Consider the following 20,275-nt stretch of genomic DNA (forward strand, 5'->3'; position numbering starts at 1 on the left):
ATGGAGCTGACCAATACTAATCGGTCGAGGGCTTATCCTAAATGACCCACCAAAGTGAAGAGCAGCTTCGCAGCTGATTCCAAGTACTTTGGCGGGGCCCGGAACAAAAACCGGGAAATGCTACGGAGTATTTAAAACGCAAACGTTTCGTATCTAGTTTTCAGGTGATCAAAGCACTTGAATCGTTTGGTGGCGATAGCGGAGGGGTTCCACGCGTACCCATCCCGAACACGACCGTTAAGCCCTCCAGCGCCGATGGTACTTGGACCGAAGGGTCCTGGGAGAGTAGGACGTTGCCAAGCGTACATATTCCCTGATAGCTCAGTTGGTAGAGCACTCGACTGTTAATCGAGTTGTCACAGGTTCGAGTCCTGTTCGGGGAGCCATTAAGGCCCGTTGGTCAAGGGGTTAAGACACCTCCCTTTCACGGAGGTAACAGGGGTTCGAATCCCCTACGGGTCACCATGGAGACTTAGCTCAGCTGGGAGAGCATCTGCCTTACAAGCAGAGGGTCGGGGGTTCGATCCCCTCAGTCTCCACCATATCATCCTCATTCAACGAGGATTTATAATGACGCGGGGTGGAGCAGTCCGGTAGCTCGTCGGGCTCATAACCCGAAGGCCGCAGGTTCAAATCCTGCCCCCGCAATTTATCTCCAAAAAGCCTACATATGTTTCATAACATATTGCAGATCCTTTGCAGGAGAATTATTCAAGGCCGTGGAACCGTGGTGTAGAGGCCTAACATGCCTGCCTGTCACGCAGGAGATCGCGGGTTCGAATCCCGTCGGTTCCGCCATTTTACTTCGCTTCAGGAATGATTTCTTGGAACGACTCAATCAAAGTGAGAGCCATTAGCTCAGTTGGTAGAGCACCTGACTTTTAATCAGGGTGTCGAAGGTTCGAGTCCTTCATGGCTCACCAGTTTCACTTTCACTTGCGGACGTGGCTCAGCGGTAGAGCATCGCCTTGCCAAGGCGAGGGTCGCGGGTTCGATTCCCGTCGTCCGCTCCAAATTTGCGCCCTTAGCTCAGCTGGATAGAGCGTTTGACTACGAATCAAAAGGTCAGGAGTTCGAATCTCTTAGGGCGCGTTTTATAAGCCGGTGTGGCGGAATTGGCAGACGCGCGCGACTCAAAATCGCTTTCGTCAGTCAAGGATATTACCGCTAAAGCCTTGGTATTACTGTATCTCTCTGAAGTTATGTTTTCAAGTTCTCTCCTGTAGTTCTCTCCTTTATCAGGAGGAGCATCGGAGGCTTAATAATATGCCGGTGTGGCGGAATGGCAGACGCTCCTGACTCAAAATCAGGTTCCCGCAAGGGAGTGGAGGTTCGAGTCCTCTCACCGGTACCATATTACTACGTTGTTGTTCTTTGGGATAAGCCCTAAAGGACTTTTTTGTTTCTATGTTTTTAAAGCTGTAAGCATTCGCTCATTGCATGAGCGGAAGTAATTTTCGTACTGACATCCAGATGAGCATAAATGTTAGCGGTTGTTGAGAAATCACTATGGCCAAGCCAGTCTTGAATTTCTTTCATGCTCACTCCGTTAGCGAGAAGAAGACTAGCGCAACTATGTCGCAGATCATGATAACGAATCCGCCGCAACTTATGTCTTTCGAGAACAAGCGGAAAATGCTGTGTGATATATCCCGGCTTGATTCGATGCCCCAACTTGTCCAGATAAATATAATCAAGATAGTCGGTACAGTAAGAATTTTTATACTGGTACCTATCTCGTTCTTGTTGTTCCTTTATTTGCAGTAACAATTCTTCGAATGCGACAACCAGCGGCAAGGAACGATGGCTCGATTTGTTTTTGGTGCGATCTTTCTCCACGGTAATATATTTTCCTTCAACGGATACTTCAATCACCGTATGCTGAATGGTGATAGTTTTATTTTTGAAATCAATCGCATCCCACTTTAACCCAACCACTTCGCTTCGACGCAGCCCGTAGAATGCAGCGAGCAATACCGCTAATTCAATTGGATCGCCTTTAACTGCTTCAAACAGCTTGTTCATTTCTTCTTTGTCATAGAAACTGCCGACGAATTTATTTTTTTTCGGGCGTTCCACTTTGTCAGCGGGATTCGACGGAATAAGATCGGTTTTGAAAGCGTATTGAAGTGCTTTACGAATGTTAGCGTGGTAATGAATCACTGTATTCGCTGTAACGCCGCGTACTTCTAACTCATATCGATAAAACTCCTGGATGTGCTTTGGTTGCAGTTCTTTAAGCAAAATTCCTGTTTCTTTGAAGTAGGGCGCAATCCTGCCTTTTACAGCATGTGAATAGGAAGCATAAGTAGTGATTTCAATCTGGTGCTTCATCATTTCCAGCCATTGAAGCATGAAGTCTGAAAACAACAGGTTTTCTTTATCTGCTTGCTGAGGGGATTCAAAATTTTTACGAGCTTCAACAAGCAATGCTTCGGCTTTTTTCTTATTACCTTTCACGGGCAATCCGGTGGAGATCCACTTATTTTTCCTTTTACCGAGCTCATCCTTATAATTTAAAACGATGTAGAAATAACCTTTCTTCTCCTGTAGGTGGCCTGCTACCAATCCATGTCCCTCCTTGATATAGCAGCCCTATCTCCTACCATTGACGGTCCTAGTGTAACATAGTACAATAAGAAATTCAATGCACTAAAGCGTTACAGTGTGAAGTAGAATAATGTTGAGTCATATGTTGGAGATAGAGGAGAATGTTAATCTTCGGTATTTTATAAGCTCTGCCAATTTTGAAATGTTCAATTTTATTGGCTCTCAACAGTTTATAGGCAGTTTTGGTGCTGATGCCGCCCAACATTTCGCACATTTGAACAACATTGACTACATCCGGATAATTTTGAAACAGCAAGTCATATGTTTCTTTTTGACTCAATGTATCGAATGAATTGTACAACATCGCAATCTCCTCTCTACAAAGTTATGTATAAATCATCGTTAGGCGGTGAACATAAAGAGATCTGAATAAATTGTGTTTTCCTGAAAATAAGCACATTTCAAGCTGCCGTTGGTAATGCGGCATCATAGCTCCGGGTTTTCACAGAGACTCCCCCTCGTCCGAGCGGGCTGCCCCCAATGCAGTGACGCTGGCCGGGCAGAAGTATCATTATCACTCTTGCACATCATGGCGATTCAACCCACCACAGGTTGATTTGGAGCCAGAAGGTATCGCTCTTGCCAGTAAGAACTGGCAGTCTTCGCGCTTCCGTCCAGTCGCTTTCCGTTTTTTAACGGATGCAAAAGAAAAGTACTTGAAGTATGCATATGGTATTGTCAATGATCAAGTGGATATTGGAGACCAAAGTTTTTTGCATCTCCTACAAAATAAATAGGAGGATTCACTTAGAAAGGCAACCTTAGCAATAAATATTTTTATAAAGTTGCGAGGAAAGTTTGTATTTGCGGGGCATCAGGATAAAACTCTAATCAAGAAAAGCCGAGCGATAGAACATAAACGTTCTAAAGCTCGGCCGTTCTCTAATCCTTGTAACGATCAAGATCAAAACGGCGAACCGCCAAAATAAATTCAATGATAAGTTGTTGCTTGCAGTCTTCATTGATCACACCATAATAGCGAGAGTATTTGTTAATCAGAGGCTCATAGCGCTCGATAAGCTCGGCTTCTCCTTGTTGATCGCCCTGCTGGGCCAACTGAATCAGTTCCATGATTTCACGCATTCCATGCTCCTCCTTTTTTAGTAAGTCTTAATCTCGAGATGTTTAGGAGGAGCGCGACACCTTATGTGTTCTTGCTTAACAATCCATAAGACTTTTAAGCTTGATTAACAAATTAATTTTCGATTTTGTTACAGCCTGTCTGGTTACTCCAAACATACGGGCAATTTCCCTGTCGGTTCTTTCCCAATAAAATTTCAAGTATAGCATTTGTCTCTCGGAAGGACTTAAAATTTGCATGGCCTGTTCCAGACTGATTCGTTTTTCGACATAAATGAAAGGGCATACAACAATACTGCAAGTAAGAGAGAGCTCTGGAACATGTTCTTCATAGGGTACCAGTCGTTGGTATTCTCTTTTGAGTCTTCTGAAATAATCACGACTGGCTCGACTAAGGCATGAATTAACATACCTACTAAAACCTTTTTCAATTGCGATAATTGCGCTTTGCTGTTTTTCCATAATGTTACACCTCCTCATTAAGTAAATGGGAAGTTGTCCACACAAAAGCAACCTCCTGTCAAAATTAATTAAAATTATTAATAGTAGGTATTTCGGATGATAACGTTCCCGTTTTTATTTTTTGAACCATTGGTCACAAAAAAGTCAAAATTGGGGACTTACACTGTGTAAAGGTTGTGTTCACTACGTTGCTAATGCCATTACCATGTCTTATCTTGAGAATGACATGGGGGGTCGCAGCAAAAGTTCTGAATGACTCTTACGATAGGGTTATTACCGAAAATCTCCCCGAATAAGATTCATCATTCCTAAAAACAAAGCTCCCGAGAAATAGGTCGGGAGCTCATGGAAGTAAAAACTTTATGGCGGTTTTATCGCGTTAAGGACATCAGTCGTATGGAACGTTCGGACATGAAAAAAACCAAAGTGCAGCACGACTGATATAGAACACATAGCCTTAATTAGGGGTCCCGCCAACAAAACGAAAACATACGCTAAGCGAATAATTGGTCAAACAAGCCGGAATTTCCGTATGCTAAGGAAATCCGGCTTGTTTTTATTCTTCTCGTGAAGGCCGTTTAAGTGGACGTAGCCCTTTCAGTGTTGCGATTTGTTTGATATCAAACTTGTATTCATCTAAGAAATTAATGTGTTCCCATCCGAGAGGAAAAGTTGCTTCAACAATTCTTCATTCAGTTGCTTATGGATCTTTCTATATCCCGTCCATCATTCATACAAACTATTGAAACGGCAGATCTGCCGTTTTTTTGTTTTGACTGATTGTAAGAAAATTTCAATCGGACACTACATTGACCTGTTCAATTAGAGCTCAAGCAACGAATACGCTTGAGCTGTTGCTGTAGTTTGAATAGAGGATCTCTTAGGATTATGAGTTGAATGTATTAGTACGCGATAGAAAAAAATACTTTTCGATAAACTTACTTTATAGTAACATTATTTATGAGTAAGTTATAGAAAGGAAGATTGGATGGTAAAGTCAATTAAGGAGAAAGGAAAAGCAAGTAAAGCTCGATTGCTTACATTAGCTGCCTCTGAGTTTTCTAGAAGAGGCTATCATGATACTAAAATCAGTGATATTGTAGCCGCGGCCGGACTTACTCAGCCTGCATTCTATCTATATTTCTCTAGTAAAGAAGCGATATTTATAGAACTAACTCAAGCTTTTCATAACCGGATGAGGACATTAATTGAAAATAGCTTACTAGATTCCGCAATGGAACAGGAGAATGTTTTTGAACACATCAAAACAAAGTTGAAAATGTTCTTTGAGTTTTTGGCGATGGAACCCGATTTGACGAAAATTGGATTATTCGTCAATCCGAATAGAGCTCAGATTCGAGCGGATATGGTTCACATGGTTCGGGATAATTTGGTCAAAGAACAGCAGTCTGGTTATTTTCGCAGTGACTTGGATATGGAATTTGTGGCTGAATGTTTAGTAAGTATGATCGAACAGTTAACAGAAACACGTTTATTGCCAGGTTTAAGTAGTGCAGGTCATTTAGCGACCCAAATCGTCGATTTATTATTAAATGGGATGATTGCGGAATAGATTATTTCTATATCTTTTTCGTACTAATTTTTTAGAAAGGTGGAATGAACTCATCATGAGGAGTGGCATTCGATTTGGGTTATTCAGTTTGTTACTTTTCTTTACTATTCTTTCAGTTGGATATGAGGCTTATGCGAATGAAGCGGATTACGAATGGCGTGAAAACGAGGATGGTACAGTTACGATTACAAAATACAAGGGTTCAGCAAGGAATCTGATTATCCCAAATCAGTTGAATAATAGAGATGTAACAGCTATTGGGAACAAAGCTTTTTACAACAAATCCCTCGCAAGCGTGGAGTTTCCTAATACTATCGTTAGTATCGGAGATGAAGCATTTCAATACAATAATCTTGTAAGTGTAACATTGCAAAATGGGTTAGAACAGATTGGGGATTATGCATTTGGTAATAATAAACTTACAAGTATAGAACTACCGGATAGTCTAATACATATTGGGAGGTATGGATTCATTCATAATTCCCTTTCAACTTTGATCATCCCGGATAGTGTAAGTGATATTGGTTTTCAAGCCTTTGGATACAACAAACTTACAATTCTAACGCTACCTAATGGAATCACAAGTGTCGGTCAATGGTCATTTGCCTATAATCAAATAGCAAGTTTAACCATCCCTGATAGTATGACGAAGATAGATCAGTATGCATTTGCTTATAATAAATTAACGGCGGTAACGCTTCCCAAAAGCGTGATCAAAATAGATGACTATGCATTCACTGGTAATACGCAATTATCAGAAGTAAGGATTCTTTCAAGTACAACCCAGTTGAGCAGTGTTTCATTCCCGAATATCGGATCCCAATTAACGATTTACGGGCATGCAAACTCGACCGCCCAATTACATGTGCAATACAATTCCCTATACAAAGGCTATCTTTTTGAGCCATTTACGAATCGTGTTGTTTACGATGGAAATGGCCATAGTGGTGGGAATGTCCCCATTGACGATAATTTGTATGTGAGGTGGGAGCAAGCAACGGTATTAGGGAATACAGGAATGTTGGAAAGAGAAGGGTATCGTTTTGACGGATGGAATAGTGCTGCTGATGGCAGCGGCGAAGATTATGCCGTCAATAGTCAAGTCACAATCGGAGAAGAAAATGTTGTTTTATTTGCCAAATGGGTTCCAGAGGATGCTAGAGCTCCTGTCATTACCGATGCTTCTACCGCAGAAGATACACAGAGTACAAGCGGGCTCATCATCACGCCACATCCGGAAGAGTCCGGTAATGTAATGCATTATAAGATTAGCGCGATTGTTGGCGGTACACTGTACAAGAATAACGGTGTGACTCAAATCCATAGTGGAGATTTCATAACCACTTCAGAAGGTGGCGCTGGCTTAAAGTTTACACCTGAGGCTGATGCAAACTCTCCAGCTGGTGACGTATTCTCGTTCCAGGTGCAGGCTACCCATGATAACGCTGGAGCGGGATTGAGTCCGCCAGCGCATGTTTCGATTACGGTCAGTGAAGTGAACGATCCGCCAGTGGCAGTCAATGATACGTTACCAAAAGTGGCGAAAGCAGGCGGCACAGTTGTCATTGCCTTTGCGGATTTGCTCATGAATGATTCCGCGGGTCCTGCTAACGAATCATCGCAATCCCTAACGATTATTAATGTTGATAATGCTGTTGGTGGAACTGTTGCCATCGTTAACGGGCAGATAGAGTTCGATTTGGATCCGACATTTGCTGGTACAGCTCGGTTTTCTTATACCGTACAGGATGATGGCACGACAAACGGAATCGACGACTTCAAGACGGCTAGTGCAATAGTGAGCTTTGAGGTGAATCCGAAGCCAACAGAGCCTCCAGTAGTATCAAGCGTTGAGTCTCTCGAAGATATTGAGGTTTCCCATGGTACGGAACGTTCGGCTCTGTCATTGCCTTCAATGGTTCAGGTCACGCTAAGCGATCAAAGTATTCGAAATCTTGGTGTAACGTGGGATGATGGAAACCCGGTATATAACGGCAATACGGATGGAGAATATACGTTTACCGGAAACCTAGCGCAGGACGTGTCAAACCCGCAGGGCTTGACGGCGGAAGTGAAAGTGGTCGTGCACCCGAAACCAGCAGAGCCTCCAGTAGTATCAAGCGTTGAGTCGCTCAACGATATTGAGGTTTCCTATGGTACGGGACGTTTGGATCTGCCATTGCCACATACGGTTCAGGTCACGTTAAGCGATCAAACTAACCGAAATCTTAGTGTAACGTGGGACGAAGGGAGCCCGTTATACAACGGTAATACAGCCGGAGAATATACGTTCACCGGAACCCTGTCGCAGGACGTATCGAATCCGCAGAACTTAACGGCGGAAGTGAAGGTGATCGTTCATCCGAAGCCAGCGGAGCCGCTAGTAGTGGAAAGCGTAGAATCACAGGATGACATCGAAGTTTCGTACGGCACGGAACGTTCATCGTTGCCATTGCCATCGACGGTTCAGGTTACATTAAGCGATCAAACTAACCGTAGTCTTGGTGTAACGTGGGATAATGGAAGCCCGGCATATAACGGCACTACAGCTGGAGAGTATACGTTCACTGGAACACTTTCACAGGACGTATCGAATCCGCAGGGCTTGACGGCGGAAGTGAAAGTGGTCGTGCACCCGAAACCAGCAGAGCCTCCAGTTGTATCAAGCATTGAGTCGCTTGACGATATTGAGGTAGCCTATGGTACGGAACGTTCGGCACTGCCATTGCCGTCCACCGTTCAAGTCACACTAAGTGATCAAACTAACCGAAGCCTTGGTGTATCATGGGATGATGGAATCCCGGCATATAACGGTAACACAGCTAGAGAGTATACTTTTACTGGCACGCTGGCACAGGACGTATCGAATCCGCAGGGCTTGACAGCGAAAGTAAAAGTGGTCGTCAGGCCATCTGAGCCGGACCCCAAATCACCGATCTGGCCGAATGGCAGTGAACTGACGGTTTCGGATATCACCAAAACAAGCGTAAAACTATCCTGGCCAGAAGCGCAGGATACCAACGGGGTGATCGGTTACCGCATCTATGTCGACAGCAGGGAAGCTCAGACCGTTACCGGCAGCGTGTACGAACAAACCGTCACGGGTCTTAAAGCAGGTACCTTCTATACGTTTACCGTCAAAGCGTTCAACGCAGTCGGGAGCGAAAGTGAGCCGCTCAGCGCCAAAGCAACGACTGCCCGATCATCGAGTGGCGGAGGAGGCGGTTCAGGTGGTGGCTTCGGAGGCGGCCGCACGTTATCGGGCAATGCTGATCTTGTTGATCTGCAAGTATGGGTGGGCGGCAAGAAGCTGAAGCTCAGCCCATCATTTGATTCGGGAACGACAGGTTATACAGCTCGAACAGAAGCTGAGCAGATCGAGATTGTGGCGAAAGAGGCGCACTCTGCAGCAAAAGTGATACTGAAGGATAAAGTCATTACGGATAGAACCAAAGCAAATCTGGATGAAGGCGATAATACGTTTGTGTTGACGGTACAAGCGGAGAATGGTACGAAGAAGAAATACACGCTCACCATTTACCGTGAAACACCTAAGCGCTCCGAGCCAGTTATCGAATTTACTGACATCGCTGGTCACTGGGCAAAGAGCAATATCAAGCGTGCCGCGGCGAAAGGCATCGTAAGTGGTTACCCGGATGGAACGTTCAAACCGAACCATCCCGTCACCCGGGTAGAGTTTACGGTAATGCTGTTTGGTACCTTGCAGTTGGAGGAAGAAGGAGCAACGCTCACGTTCACCGATCAAGATCAAATCGGAACATGGGCGAAGCAAACAGTCGCCAAAGCAGTAAAAGCGGGCATTGTCAGCGGATATGGGGATGGCAGCTTCCGACCGAATGCGCAGATCACCCGAGCCGAAATGGCGGTCATGATCGCCCGAGCGCTGAAACTGCCGCTTAATGCCAATACCGTGGCTGGTTTTACTGATGATGAATCGATTCCTCAGTGGGCAAAAGGCGCTGTGGAAGCGATTCGTGGGATTGGCATCGTCGATGGTCGCGGCGGGAATCGCTTCGTGCCGAACGAAAAGGCAACTCGTGCCGAAGCGGCGGTGATATTACTACGTATGATCGAAAGAGGTAAATAAGCAATCCAACAAGTGCGAGGGCAGTTCATCCAGGCCTATCGCACTTGTTATTTTTGTAAGTATTTTTGTGGATCTCACAGGTAGGGAGATAGTTGTTTTGTCAGGATAAAATGTGGGGTGGAAACAGATCACCTCAGTTCCCATTCAACACGTGGATTTATCAGAAACTTGTAAGCAGGTCTTCTCCCTCTTGGATCGTTGCCTCATCAATTTGAGATTTGGATCACTTCAACCGTGATGTTGTGGACTGTTTACGCTTACTCAATACAAGCCAGGATCGGATATCCTTGTTTTCACTGTTGTTGCAGTTGAAGGCAGTCTTCAATCAAAACACTATGCTTACAACTTGGAAACATGATTCTGTTCTTATTTTCAATGTGCTCCGATGGAATGATCGACCACGAAGAACTGTTTAAAAGTAAATACTTTCATTTTTCCTTCAGATGTTTTTTATGTAGTCTGAATAACTGCTATAGTTTTTTGTTCCTTTAGCTTTGTTTAACTTTCCAAATTTTGTATTACGCTTTGCAATTGGAAGAGCAAGGCGCAACTGTAACGTTCATCGATAACGATCAGATCGGTAAATGGGCGAAGCAAGCTGTCGCTCAGGCGGTACAGGCAGAAATGATTAATGGATATGGAGACGGAAGCTTCTGCCCAAATGCACAGATTACCCGGGCAGAAATGGCGGTTATGATCGCTCGAGCGCTCAAACCCTCGCTCAAGGCCAACAGCGTATCTGTTTTTGCTGACGATGAATCGATTCCCAAGTGGGCGAAAAGCGCTATCGAAGCGATTCGTGAGATTGGCATCATCTCTGGCCGAGGCGGGAATCGCTTCGTTCCGAACGATACAGCAACGCGTGCAGAAGCAGCGGCCATGCTGCTCCGGATGTTAAACGATAAAGTGATCGCTCAATAAAGAGACAGCTTCATGTCGATTAGATACCGATAGCTTCTTGTAAATATTTTTGCAGTGCCGTTTCACCGTTTCCGTAGAGGTGCTTAGCGTTTCGGCGATGTCCCTGTTTGCGAATCCTTGCGCCAACAGATTCAATACGTTCATTTCCTGTCTCGTAAGCCTGGAAAGCAGATGTTGCGGAGAGGCACCGTCTTCCTCTTGAAAAAAGGAAAAAAGCGTATCAGTGTAATCTTGAAAAAAAGGGTCTTGCGCCCTTTTTGACACACTGCTACGTTGCCTTTTCCATAAGGTCAAGAGACGATAAAGTTTTGCTCCCTCGTCTGCAAACAAACGAATATAACCTTCGGAGAAAGCCCGGACCAACGATTGATCAAGCTTTTTAACCGCAGCAGAAAGATTTTTTTGCCTCTCCAAAAGGAGAGCCTGGAGGATTCTGATCTCAGCTACCGCCGCTTTACGGTTTTTCAGCTCGTATACTTGCACCAAACGCTCCGCATAACGGTATGCCGTTTCTCCATCATCCAAGGAAACAAGCAGACGGAGCAAAGTAATTTGCTCAAACTCACGGGAAGGATCGATCCATCCATCCACTTGCAGACGGCAGTTTTCGGCCCATCTTGCGGCATGCTGGGGTTGACCCGCCCGAATGAACAGTCTGGCCTCAAAAGCGTCGATAACCGGCATAAACGAAAGAGCGTGTATCCTCAACGCCTGATTGCGAACCTCTTGTACAAGGGCAAAGGCTGCTTCCTGCTCGCCATGGGCCAGGCTCATGCGAGCCTTTGTGAGCAAAGCCGGCACGAAAATCCCGGCATTTTCGCATTTCAAACCAACCGATGCTCCTATGTTGACGTATTTCTCCGCTTGTGCCAAGTCATCTCGTTCGTAGTAACACTCTCCAATCGCCGTATGCAAGTAGCCGTAAAAATGGTCATGTGCCGATTGCCAACGTGCGATCAGGGGAGGATAGATCGCTAATGTTTGTTTCAGTCCCCCGAAAAATCCGAATCTCCCTCTTAGCAGCGATTCTCCGTCATGGTTATAGCCCACAATATACGCGGTGGAAATATTGCCGACTCCTCCGAGCCTTCTCATGATCTCTTCGTTGTAAACAACCGCTTTCTCTGTCTCGTTCCGGCCCAAGCAAATCATGCATCGCATAGCCGCGAAATAGCCGAGTATATCTTCGCCGTTAAGCGATTGGAGTTCAGTTTCCCCCGAATCAAGATACGGCTCCGCGCGATCAAGGACGTCCTCCGCTTCCTCAAGTCGATCGAACGTGGCCAGCGACCAGGCATACAGAACAGCGAGTGCGGGGTTATGTGTGAGCAAGTTCTCGGGAAATTGTCCAAACCAGCGCAACAGCATATGCATTTCATTACGGAGCAGTTCCGAAGCTTCTTGTACAATAAGCTCGCAAGCCGTATTGAAATCGGTCGCGGCTACTGCATGTTCGACCGCTTCCACAGTATAGCCGTTGATCCTGAACCATTCACTTGCACGCCGGTGCAGTTCAGGAACGATTTCGGCATACTGACGGGTTAAGCGATTATAGAGCAAACGACCGAACATATGGTGATATCTGTACCATACGCGGTCCCGGTCCAGCGGAATCAGGAACAATCCGGCTTGAACCGCTTCATACAACGACTGGCCGCTTTCCTTCTGGATGATGTGTCGGCATAAAGACTCGTTCATCCGTTCAAGCACAGCCGTCTTGAGCAAAAATTGCTGCACGTCAGGCGACTGTCGGGCCAACACTTCTTCCGTCAAATAATCGGCAATATCTCCTTCCACCTCTTCTGACGGATGCTGCTTGAATGAGTCTATGAAGAGGTTGGTTTCCGTCGTACTTACGCCGTACTCCCCGCCCGAAAGAAGGATCATTTGCAACCCCGCTATCCATCCTTCCGTTCTACGCTCCAGGCAGGCCAGTTCTTCCTTCGTCAAACGTTTCTCAACCGTTAGCTCGAACAGCTCGCGAATTTCGTCAGCCGTAAAACGCAAATCGTTCGCTGAAATGCGGACAAGCTGCCGTCTGGCAAGCATCGCCGGCAAAGGCAGTTGAGGTTCGGAACGGCTTGCTATGACCATATGCATATTTCGAGGAAGATACGTGAGTAAAAAAGTCAGCCCATGATGGATGGACGACTCGCAAATCACATGATAGTCGTCAAGTATGATGATGATTTCCTGATTCAGTGCCTGGACCTCGTTCATCAAGAGGGTCATGGCCGTTTCAACGGAGAGGTTCCTCGTTTCTTGAATGTACTGCAACACGGAATCGCAGAGCCCGGGTTGTATCGGTCGCAACGCGGCGATCAGATATTCCATGAAGCGAACCAGATCGTTGTCACGCCCGTCCAAAGAAATCCATCCGTATGAATACGGCTGCTGACGAATCCACTCCGTGATCAGCGTCGATTTGCCGAAGCCCGCCGGTGCGGTCACCAACGTCAGCTTGGCGCCAAGTCCCTGATCGAGAAGACGTCGTAAAGATGGCCGTTGCACAAGCGTTGACCCGGTGCCGGGGATATGCAATTTGGTTTGCAGAAGATGAGAAAGTGGCCGGGATTCAGATTGTGGGTACATAGTGGAAGTCCTTTTTTCATTTTCGAAGTTTTCCATAAATTGATTATAGTAAAACACTGTCGGTGCATCAATGGAATATTACTCACCAAAATACCCCCTAAACTTCCCCCAAGGGGAATAGATATGCACTTCTATTCAAAATAAAATAGAGATGATTGTCTTATCATTGCAAATTTTATCGAGGACCCGTGCAGCGGAAATATATGGATGAAATGCAACTGTTTGTAACGATTGCTAAGAATGAATAGATAGAGAGGACTGGAATGATGGGAAAAGGATTACTTCTTACACATGCAGGTTTGTTCTTAACGATAGCGAAGAGTAGCTTCAGGCGAAGGTTTGCTGCATTAGTCAAGATCTGGATTATCGCGGTTATGCTTATCGCTGGGTTTGTTCATACTCCGCAGACCGTGTCGGCAGATGCGGTGGTTGCGGAAATAGACAAGTACGAGCCGCGCGCAGCCGCCGTGAATCCGATTACGAACGAAATCTATGTCATCAGTTATGCGGGTAAAGAAAACTTCAAGATTATTGATGGTGTGACGAATCAATCAAAGCTAAGTTGGCAACTATCCGGCATGCCGTTGGATGTTGCTGTAAATCCGAAAACGAATAAAATCTATGTCACCAGTTATCTTGGTGGTATTTCAGATAATGACATCGTCATGGTCATTGATCGAAATAATCAACAGACGAGAAACATTTGGACGGGAAAATACCCCATAGCAGTTGCCGTAATTCCGGTTTTGAACAAAATCTACGTAATCAATAAAGAAAGCAAAAGTTTGTCCATCATTGACGGCGAAACGAATGAAGTGACGAGTACCGTTGATTTGGGAAGCATGCCTCGTGCGATCGCCGTCAACCCGCAGACGAACAAAGTCTATGTAACCTGCTCGGGAAATGTTGTAAAGATTATAGATGGGGAAACAGGCAAATTAAGCAAGTCGGTTTCGGTTGGAGATTATCCGGAATCGATTGCCATCGATCATGCCGCAAACCAGGTTTATATCGCTCATGCTAATGCTGGAGGCGTTTCGGTGATCAATGGCGATACCGACATTTTGAAGAATACGATTCCTTTTAATGACTACTTAGTAGGAATTGCTGTGAATCCGATCACACACAAAATTTATGCCATCGGTTTGTCAAACCGGCTTGCCTTGATTATAGACGGCAAAAACCAAACCATTGAAAAGTCGGTGCCGGTGCAGTCAAAACCTAAAAACGTGGTCGTAAACCCTGTCACAAATAAAATTTATGTAACCGCCAATGACGGCGTCACGGTAATTGACGGCGATACAAACAATTCGTTGGGTACATTGGCAGTAGATATTGGAGAAGGAGATGCTCCTCTCGTCGTCAATCCGGTCACCAACAAAATTTATGCCGGATCTAAGAATAAAAATAATGTATACGTAATTGACGGAACGCGTACGGATATAAGCAGGATTGGGACGGGGAACAATCCCCGATTTGTGGCGATCAATCCTTTTACCCAAAAGGCGTATGTAACCAATGCGGGCAGTCGGGAAGTAACTATTGTCGATTTGAAATCAAAAGAATTAAACATCGTAAAGAATTTGAATGTTGGCGAAGGATCAATCGCGGCAGCCGTAAATCCGCTGACGAACCGGATTTATGTCGTGCATGATTCAGCTCCCAGCTTTGTGACGGTGATCGATGGCACCGACGATACCATTGTCACAACAGTTCCTGTGGGCGGGTCCCCTTCCGCCATTGCTGTCAATCCGATCACAAACCAAATTTATGTCGCCAACAATCAAAGCAGCAGTGTGACTGTGATTGACGGGGCGTCGAACAACAAAAGCACCGTGCCTGTCGGTTCGGGTCCGGTCCATGTGGCTATCCATCCGTTAACCAACAAAGTGTATGTTACCAATTCCCAGGATGGTACAGTCTCGATTCTCAATGGCGCAACGAAAAAGGTTACCGCTACTGTGCCGGTAGGGACAAACCCGAAAATGGCGGCAGTTAACGAGAAAACGAACCAAATCTATGTAGCCAATAGCGGAAGCAATAACGTTACGATTATTGACGGGGCGTCGAATGCCACGAGTACCGTTCCCGCCGGAAACCAACCCTATGCGATCGCCGTTAACAAAAAAACGAACAAAGTCTATGTCTCCAACTTTTTGGGCAGAACCATTACTGTCATAGACGGCGCATCCTTATCGACCGCACAATTATTAACATTAGATGATGATTATCCTCAAAAGTTGGCGGTGGACGAGGGAAACGATAAAATCTATGTCGCCGCATTGAATTCGATTACGGTTCTCGATGGAGTGAGGAACACCTGGACAAAACTGGCGAGTGCCGTCAATGCGACGGCTATAGCGGTCAACCCTGTGACAAATCAGGTTTACGCTACGGCGACGACCAATCAATTGATGGCCATTCATCAAAGGGAGACAGCGAGTCCATTGCCTGTGAAGATCGATGCTTTCCCGAACAACAGATTAACCGATGGAACGGCTTCCGTTCGTTTCACACCGAAAAACAATTACGCTCCCATTCAAGGCCGGATACTAGACGTATACTACCAGCTTGATTCTTCGCAAGGCGCATGGAAGAAGGCGACACCCTCAGGCCAGGAAAACTGGGAAGGCTCGCTTGATGGTTTGACTCCAGGCATGCATGTGCTGTTCGCAATGGCGACAGATGGGCAAGAAGCGAAAATGGGATCGGGAGTTGGAGGCGCATATCCTTTTTACGTCGCTCCACAAGCTGCCGCGCCGACAGCTAGCAAGCCAAGTGGAGAGATGGAGTCGGGAACGACAGTTTCGTTGTCTGCGTCTACTGCCGGAGCGTCGATTTATTACACGACGGATGGCAGCACGCCAACTCCAGGCAGCAGCTTGCTGTATCACGAACCGATCCCTGTAACGCGAAACATGACGGTTAAAGCGATTGCAGTCAAGGCTGGCATGGCGGATAGTGACGTCATGACGGAAACGTATACGATTCCGTTCACCGCTCCTTCCGCTCCTTCTGCGCCAGAAAAGCTGACGAGCGCCACTGGCGACCGGGAAATCACCCTGAGTTGGAGCACCGGAGCAAATGCGGACAGCTACGCGGTGTACAAATACGAAGGGACATCAGCGCCGGCAAACCCGGATGATTGGGTATTGATACAAGAGAATATAACAGTCAACACATACACCGTTACAGGTTTGATGAATTACATGAGTTATGCCTTTGCGGTGAAAGCCTTCAATACAAAAGGAGCAAGTGATTTCTCGGATGAAGTAATTGCAATCCCTGCCGCAGATCCTGTCTCTTCAGTACCCAGTGCACCCCTCGATGTAATGGCTGAGGCGGAAGACGGTCAAGCGAAGGTCAGCTTCCATGCGCCGGAGAATGACGGAGGTAGCCCTATCCTAAGTTACACTGTCACTGCCTGGGTGGACGGAACAGCAACGCCGATCACACAGAGCGGCGATTCAAGTCCGATCATCGTTACCGGCTTGACGAACGGTACGACGTATATGTTCACGGTTGAAGCGACGAATAAAGTGGGAAACTCGGTTCCATCAGCCCCATCGAATCCGGTAACGCCGAAAGCAAAGCAGCCCGACCCGGACACCGAAGAACCACAATGGCCGAATGGCAGTGAACTGACCGTGTCGGATATTACACAAACGAGCGTGAAACTGTCGTGGCCAACAGCGACGGATAACGTGGGCGTAACGAATTATCGGATCTATGTCAACGGAACCGAGCACGAAACGGTAGGCGGCGGCGTCAATGGAACCACTGTGACCAGTCTGGCAGCAGATACGACCTATACGTTTAAAGTGATAGCTTACGATGCGGCGGGGAACGAAAGTGCGGCATTGACTACTTCGGCCAAGACATTGCCGGAACCGTCAGAGCCGGACACCGAAGCGCCGCAATGGCCGGATGACAGTGAACTGACGGTTTCGGACATCACGTACACGAGCGTGAAGCTGTCGTGGCCAACAGCGACGGATAACGTGGGCGTAAGGGGTTACCGGATCTATGTCAACGGAACCGAGCACGAAACGGTAGGCGGCGGCGTCAATGGAACCACTGTGACCAGTCTGGCAGCAGAGACGACCTATACATTTAAAGTGATGGCTTATGATGCGGCGGGGAACGAAAGTGCGGCATTGACTACTTCGGCCAAGACATTGCCGGAACCGTCAGAGCCGGACACCGAAGCGCCGCAATGGCCGGATGACAGTGAACTGACGGTTTCGGATGTCACGCAGACGAGCGTGAAACTTTCATGGCCAAGCGCGACGGATAACGTGGGAGTGACCGGTTACCGGATTTATGTAGATGACTTCGAGTACAAAACGGTAGGCGGCAGCGAAAATGCACTCATCGTCACTGACCTGACGGCAGAAACGAGTTATATGTTAAAAGTAACGGCTTACGACGAAGCAGGGAATGAAAGTGCGGCATTGACTACTTCGGCCAAGACATTGCCGCAGCCGACGGAGCCGGACACCGAAGCGCCGCAATGGCCGGATGACAGTGAACTGACGGTTTCGGATGTGGCGCAGACGAGTGTGAAGCTGTCCTGGCCGAGCGCGACGGATAACGTGGGAGTGACCGGCTACCGGATTTATGTAGATGACGTCGAGTACAAAACGGCAGGCGGCAGCGAGAATGCAATCATTGTCACTGGTCTGACGGCAGAAACGAGTTATATGTTCAAAGTTACTGCTCACGACGAGGCAGGGAATGAAAGCGCGGGACTGACCGAATCGGCCAAGACGCTGCCGCAGCCGACGGACCCGGACACCGAAGCGCCGCAATGGCCGGATGACAGTGAACTGATGGTTTCGGATGTGACGCAAACGAGCGTGAAGCTGTCCTGGCCGAGAGCAACGGATAACGTAGGAGTGACGGGCTACCGGATTTATGTAGATGACTTCGAGTACATAACGGTAGGCAGTAGTGGAAATGGAATCATGATCAACGGTCTGACCGCTAATACATCTTATACGTTCAAAGTCACGGCTTATGATGCGGCGGGGAACGTAAGTGATGCATTGACTGCTTCGGCCAAGACAATGCCGCAGCCAACGGAGCCGGACACCGCAGCGCCACAATGGCCGGATGGCAGTGAGCTGACCGTGTCGGCTATTACGCAAACGAGCGTGAAACTGACATGGCCAACAGCGACGGATAATGTTGCTGTGATCGCCTACCGGATCTATGTCAACGGAATTGAGCGCGAAAAGGTAGCTGGCAATGTACATGCAACCACCATCGACGGTCTGACCGCTAATACATCCTATACGTTCAAAGTCACGGCTTATGATGCGGCGGGGAATGTAAGCGATGCATTGACCGCATCGGCCAAGACAATGCCGCAGCCAACGGAGTCGGACACGGAAGCACCGAAATGGCCGGATGGCAGCAAGCTGACCGTGTCGGACATCACGCAAACGAGCATGAAACTGTCCTGGCCAAGTGCGACGGATAATGTTGGTGTGACGGGCTACCGAATCTACGTCGATGGCAAGGAACGTACAACGGTAAGCGGGAACGTATACGCAACCACCGTCAATGGCTTAACGGCCAATACGAATTACACGCCCAAAGTCACGGCTTTCGATGCAGAGGGTAACGAAAGTGCGGCATTGACTACTTCGGCCAGGACGCTGCCGCAGCCATCGAAACCGGACACCGAAGCACCGCAATGGCCAAGCGGCAGTCAGCTGACTGTATCGGGTATCACGAAAAATAGCGTGAATCTGTCATGGCCAACAGCGACGGATAACTTCGGTGTGACGGGCTACCGGATCTACGTCGATGACAAGGAGCGTATGACGGTAAGCGGGAACATATATGTAACCACAGTCGACAGCCTGTCGGGCAATACGACGTACATGTTCAAAGTCACGGCTTATGATGCGGCGGGTAACGAGAGTGCGCCGCTCAGAAAGCAGTTAACAACAGCCCGATCTTCGAGTGGAGGAGGCGGTTCCGGAGGCAGTGGTTCCGCAGGAGGCAGAGCGTTATCCAGTAACGCCATTCTTGAAGAATTGAGGGTATGGGATAAGGATAAGAAGTTGGAACTCAGTCCATCGTTTGCAGCTGGTACGACAAGTTATACGGCCCGAACGGAAGCCGGGCAGGTCGAGATTGCAGCAAAACCTGCACACTCTGGGGCGAAGGTGATGTTGAAAGAAAAAGTGATTACGGACAGAACGAAAGTACATCTGGAGGAAGGCGACAATACGTTTGTGTTAACGGTACAGGCGGAGAATGGTACAAAGAAGAAATACACGCTGACTATTTACCGTGAAACACCCGAGCCATCCGAACCAGTTATCGAATTTACCGACATTGCCGGACACTGGGCAGAAAGCAACATCAAGCGTGCCGCGGAGAAAGGCATTGCCAGCGGTTATCCGGACGGAACGTTCAAACCGAACCATTCCGTTACTCGCGCGGAATTTACTGTGATGCTGACGGGTGCCTTGCAATTGGAAGAGATGGGCGCTCCACTTACCTTCACTGATAACGATCAAATCGGGGCTTGGGCGAAGCAAGCGGTTGCCCAGGCGGTACAGGCGGGAATTATCGACGGATATGAAGACGGCAGCTTCCGCCCGAATGCGTCAGTTACCCGCGCGGAAATGGCGGTCATGGTCGCACAAGCGATCAAACGACCGCTCAAAGCCCATACCACAACTGGTTTTGTTGATGATGAAGCGATCCCCCAGTGGGCGAAAGGCTCTGTAGAAGCGATTCGTGGGCTTAGCATCGTCAGCGGCCGCGCAGGTAACAAGTTCGTGCCAAATGATACGATGACAAGAGCGGAAGCGGCTACTATTTTGCTCCGGATGGTAGACATTCTAAAATAAATCTTTAAACAACGCGAAGCGTCCTGAAAAAGGGATTCTTCGCGTGATTTTTTTGCA

General features: G+C 47.3%; 9 protein-coding genes, 9 tRNA genes and 1 rRNA gene. 14 read left to right on the forward strand and 5 right to left on the reverse strand.

Annotated features, from left to right (window positions below; all coding sequences use genetic code 11):
- Positions 1–185: 185 nt before the first annotated feature.
- The 10 genes from rrf to AC27KL_RS19285 all read left to right on the forward strand — a co-directional run bounded on the left by rrf (position 186) and on the right by AC27KL_RS19285 (position 1,354).
- Positions 186–302 (forward strand): 5S ribosomal RNA (gene rrf, locus AC27KL_RS19240).
- Between the two features lie 8 nt (positions 303–310).
- Positions 311–386, forward strand: a tRNA-Asn gene (locus tag AC27KL_RS19245).
- 4 nt (positions 387–390) lie between these two features.
- Positions 391–465 (forward strand) — tRNA-Glu (locus AC27KL_RS19250).
- A 1-nt stretch (position 466) separates the two neighbouring features.
- A tRNA-Val gene (locus tag AC27KL_RS19255) sits at positions 467–542 on the forward strand.
- 32 nt (positions 543–574) lie between these two features.
- Positions 575–648 (forward strand) — tRNA-Met (locus AC27KL_RS19260).
- Positions 649–721: 73 nt separating this feature from the next.
- Positions 722–798, forward strand: a tRNA-Asp gene (locus AC27KL_RS19265).
- A 49-nt stretch (positions 799–847) separates the two neighbouring features.
- Positions 848–923 (forward strand) — tRNA-Lys (locus AC27KL_RS19270).
- Positions 924–938: 15 nt separating this feature from the next.
- Positions 939–1,013: transfer RNA gene (locus AC27KL_RS19275), tRNA-Gly, on the forward strand.
- Positions 1,014–1,018: 5 nt separating this feature from the next.
- Positions 1,019–1,092 (forward strand) — tRNA-Arg (locus AC27KL_RS19280).
- Positions 1,093–1,268: 176 nt separating this feature from the next.
- A tRNA-Leu gene (locus AC27KL_RS19285) sits at positions 1,269–1,354 on the forward strand.
- Between the two features lie 59 nt (positions 1,355–1,413).
- Here AC27KL_RS19285 and AC27KL_RS19290 read toward each other — a convergent pair.
- From AC27KL_RS19290 to AC27KL_RS19305, 4 genes are all read right to left on the reverse strand, one after another.
- On the reverse strand, positions 1,414–2,568 hold the full coding sequence (locus AC27KL_RS19290) for a tyrosine-type recombinase/integrase (protein ID WP_163859582.1): 1,155 nt from the start codon (positions 2,566–2,568) through the stop codon (positions 1,414–1,416).
- A 76-nt stretch (positions 2,569–2,644) separates the two neighbouring features.
- Positions 2,645–2,914 (reverse strand): helix-turn-helix domain-containing protein, encoded by a 270-nt coding sequence (locus tag AC27KL_RS19295; RefSeq protein ID WP_213581040.1) that lies wholly within the window; start codon positions 2,912–2,914, stop codon positions 2,645–2,647.
- Positions 2,915–3,492: 578 nt separating this feature from the next.
- Entirely contained in the window at positions 3,493–3,693 is a 201-nt protein-coding gene (locus tag AC27KL_RS19300; protein WP_340673913.1) for a helix-turn-helix domain-containing protein, read from the reverse strand.
- 75 nt (positions 3,694–3,768) lie between these two features.
- Complete coding sequence (locus AC27KL_RS19305) at positions 3,769–4,152, reverse strand: sigma-70 family RNA polymerase sigma factor (RefSeq protein ID WP_163859578.1); 384 nt, start codon at positions 4,150–4,152, stop codon at positions 3,769–3,771.
- A gap of 988 nt (positions 4,153–5,140) precedes the next feature.
- Between AC27KL_RS19305 and AC27KL_RS19310 the strand changes: the two genes are divergently transcribed.
- From AC27KL_RS19310 to AC27KL_RS19320, 3 genes are all read left to right on the forward strand, one after another.
- On the forward strand, positions 5,141–5,725 hold the full coding sequence (locus AC27KL_RS19310; protein WP_163859577.1) for a TetR/AcrR family transcriptional regulator: 585 nt from the start codon (positions 5,141–5,143) through the stop codon (positions 5,723–5,725).
- Between the two features lie 55 nt (positions 5,726–5,780).
- Positions 5,781–9,833 carry an Ig-like domain-containing protein gene (locus AC27KL_RS19315; protein ID WP_340673914.1) on the forward strand — a complete coding sequence of 1,351 codons (4,053 nt, stop codon included), beginning with the start codon at positions 5,781–5,783 and terminating at the stop codon, positions 9,831–9,833.
- Between the two features lie 513 nt (positions 9,834–10,346).
- Positions 10,347–10,754, forward strand: coding sequence for an S-layer homology domain-containing protein (locus AC27KL_RS19320; RefSeq protein ID WP_163859575.1), 408 nt, complete (start codon positions 10,347–10,349; stop codon positions 10,752–10,754).
- Here the strand turns inward: AC27KL_RS19320 and AC27KL_RS19325 are convergent.
- Positions 10,728–13,346, reverse strand: a complete 2,619-nt coding sequence (locus tag AC27KL_RS19325; protein WP_340673916.1) for a winged helix-turn-helix domain-containing protein — start codon at positions 13,344–13,346, stop codon at positions 10,728–10,730. The genes AC27KL_RS19320 and AC27KL_RS19325 overlap by 27 nt on opposite strands.
- Before the next feature lie 263 nt (positions 13,347–13,609).
- Between AC27KL_RS19325 and AC27KL_RS19330 the strand changes: the two genes are divergently transcribed.
- A complete protein-coding gene (locus AC27KL_RS19330) occupies positions 13,610–20,218 on the forward strand; it encodes a fibronectin type III domain-containing protein (RefSeq protein ID WP_487170710.1) in 6,609 nt (2,202 codons plus the stop codon).
- The last annotated feature ends 57 nt before the right edge of the window (positions 20,219–20,275 follow it).

It is taken from the genome of Paenibacillus sp. YAE3 (genome assembly GCF_057546105.1).

Bases quoted from the DNA above. Each gene is read 5' to 3' on its own strand.
- AC27KL_RS19295 (WP_213581040.1), bottom strand. From the start codon at position 2,914: ATGTTGTACAATTCATTCGATACATTGAGTCAAAAAGAAACATATGAC.
- AC27KL_RS19300 (WP_340673913.1), bottom strand. From the start codon at position 3,693: ATGCGTGAAATCATGGAACTGATTCAGTTGGCCCAGCAGGGCGATCAA.
- AC27KL_RS19305 (WP_163859578.1), bottom strand. From the start codon at position 4,152: ATGGAAAAACAGCAAAGCGCAATTATCGCAATTGAAAAAGGTTTTAGT.
- AC27KL_RS19310 (WP_163859577.1), top strand. From the start codon at position 5,141: ATGGTAAAGTCAATTAAGGAGAAAGGAAAAGCAAGTAAAGCTCGATTG.
- AC27KL_RS19315 (WP_340673914.1), top strand. From the start codon at position 5,781: ATGAGGAGTGGCATTCGATTTGGGTTATTCAGTTTGTTACTTTTCTTT.
- AC27KL_RS19325 (WP_340673916.1), bottom strand. From the start codon at position 13,346: ATGTACCCACAATCTGAATCCCGGCCACTTTCTCATCTTCTGCAAACC.
- AC27KL_RS19330 (WP_487170710.1), top strand. From the start codon at position 13,610: ATGATGGGAAAAGGATTACTTCTTACACATGCAGGTTTGTTCTTAACG.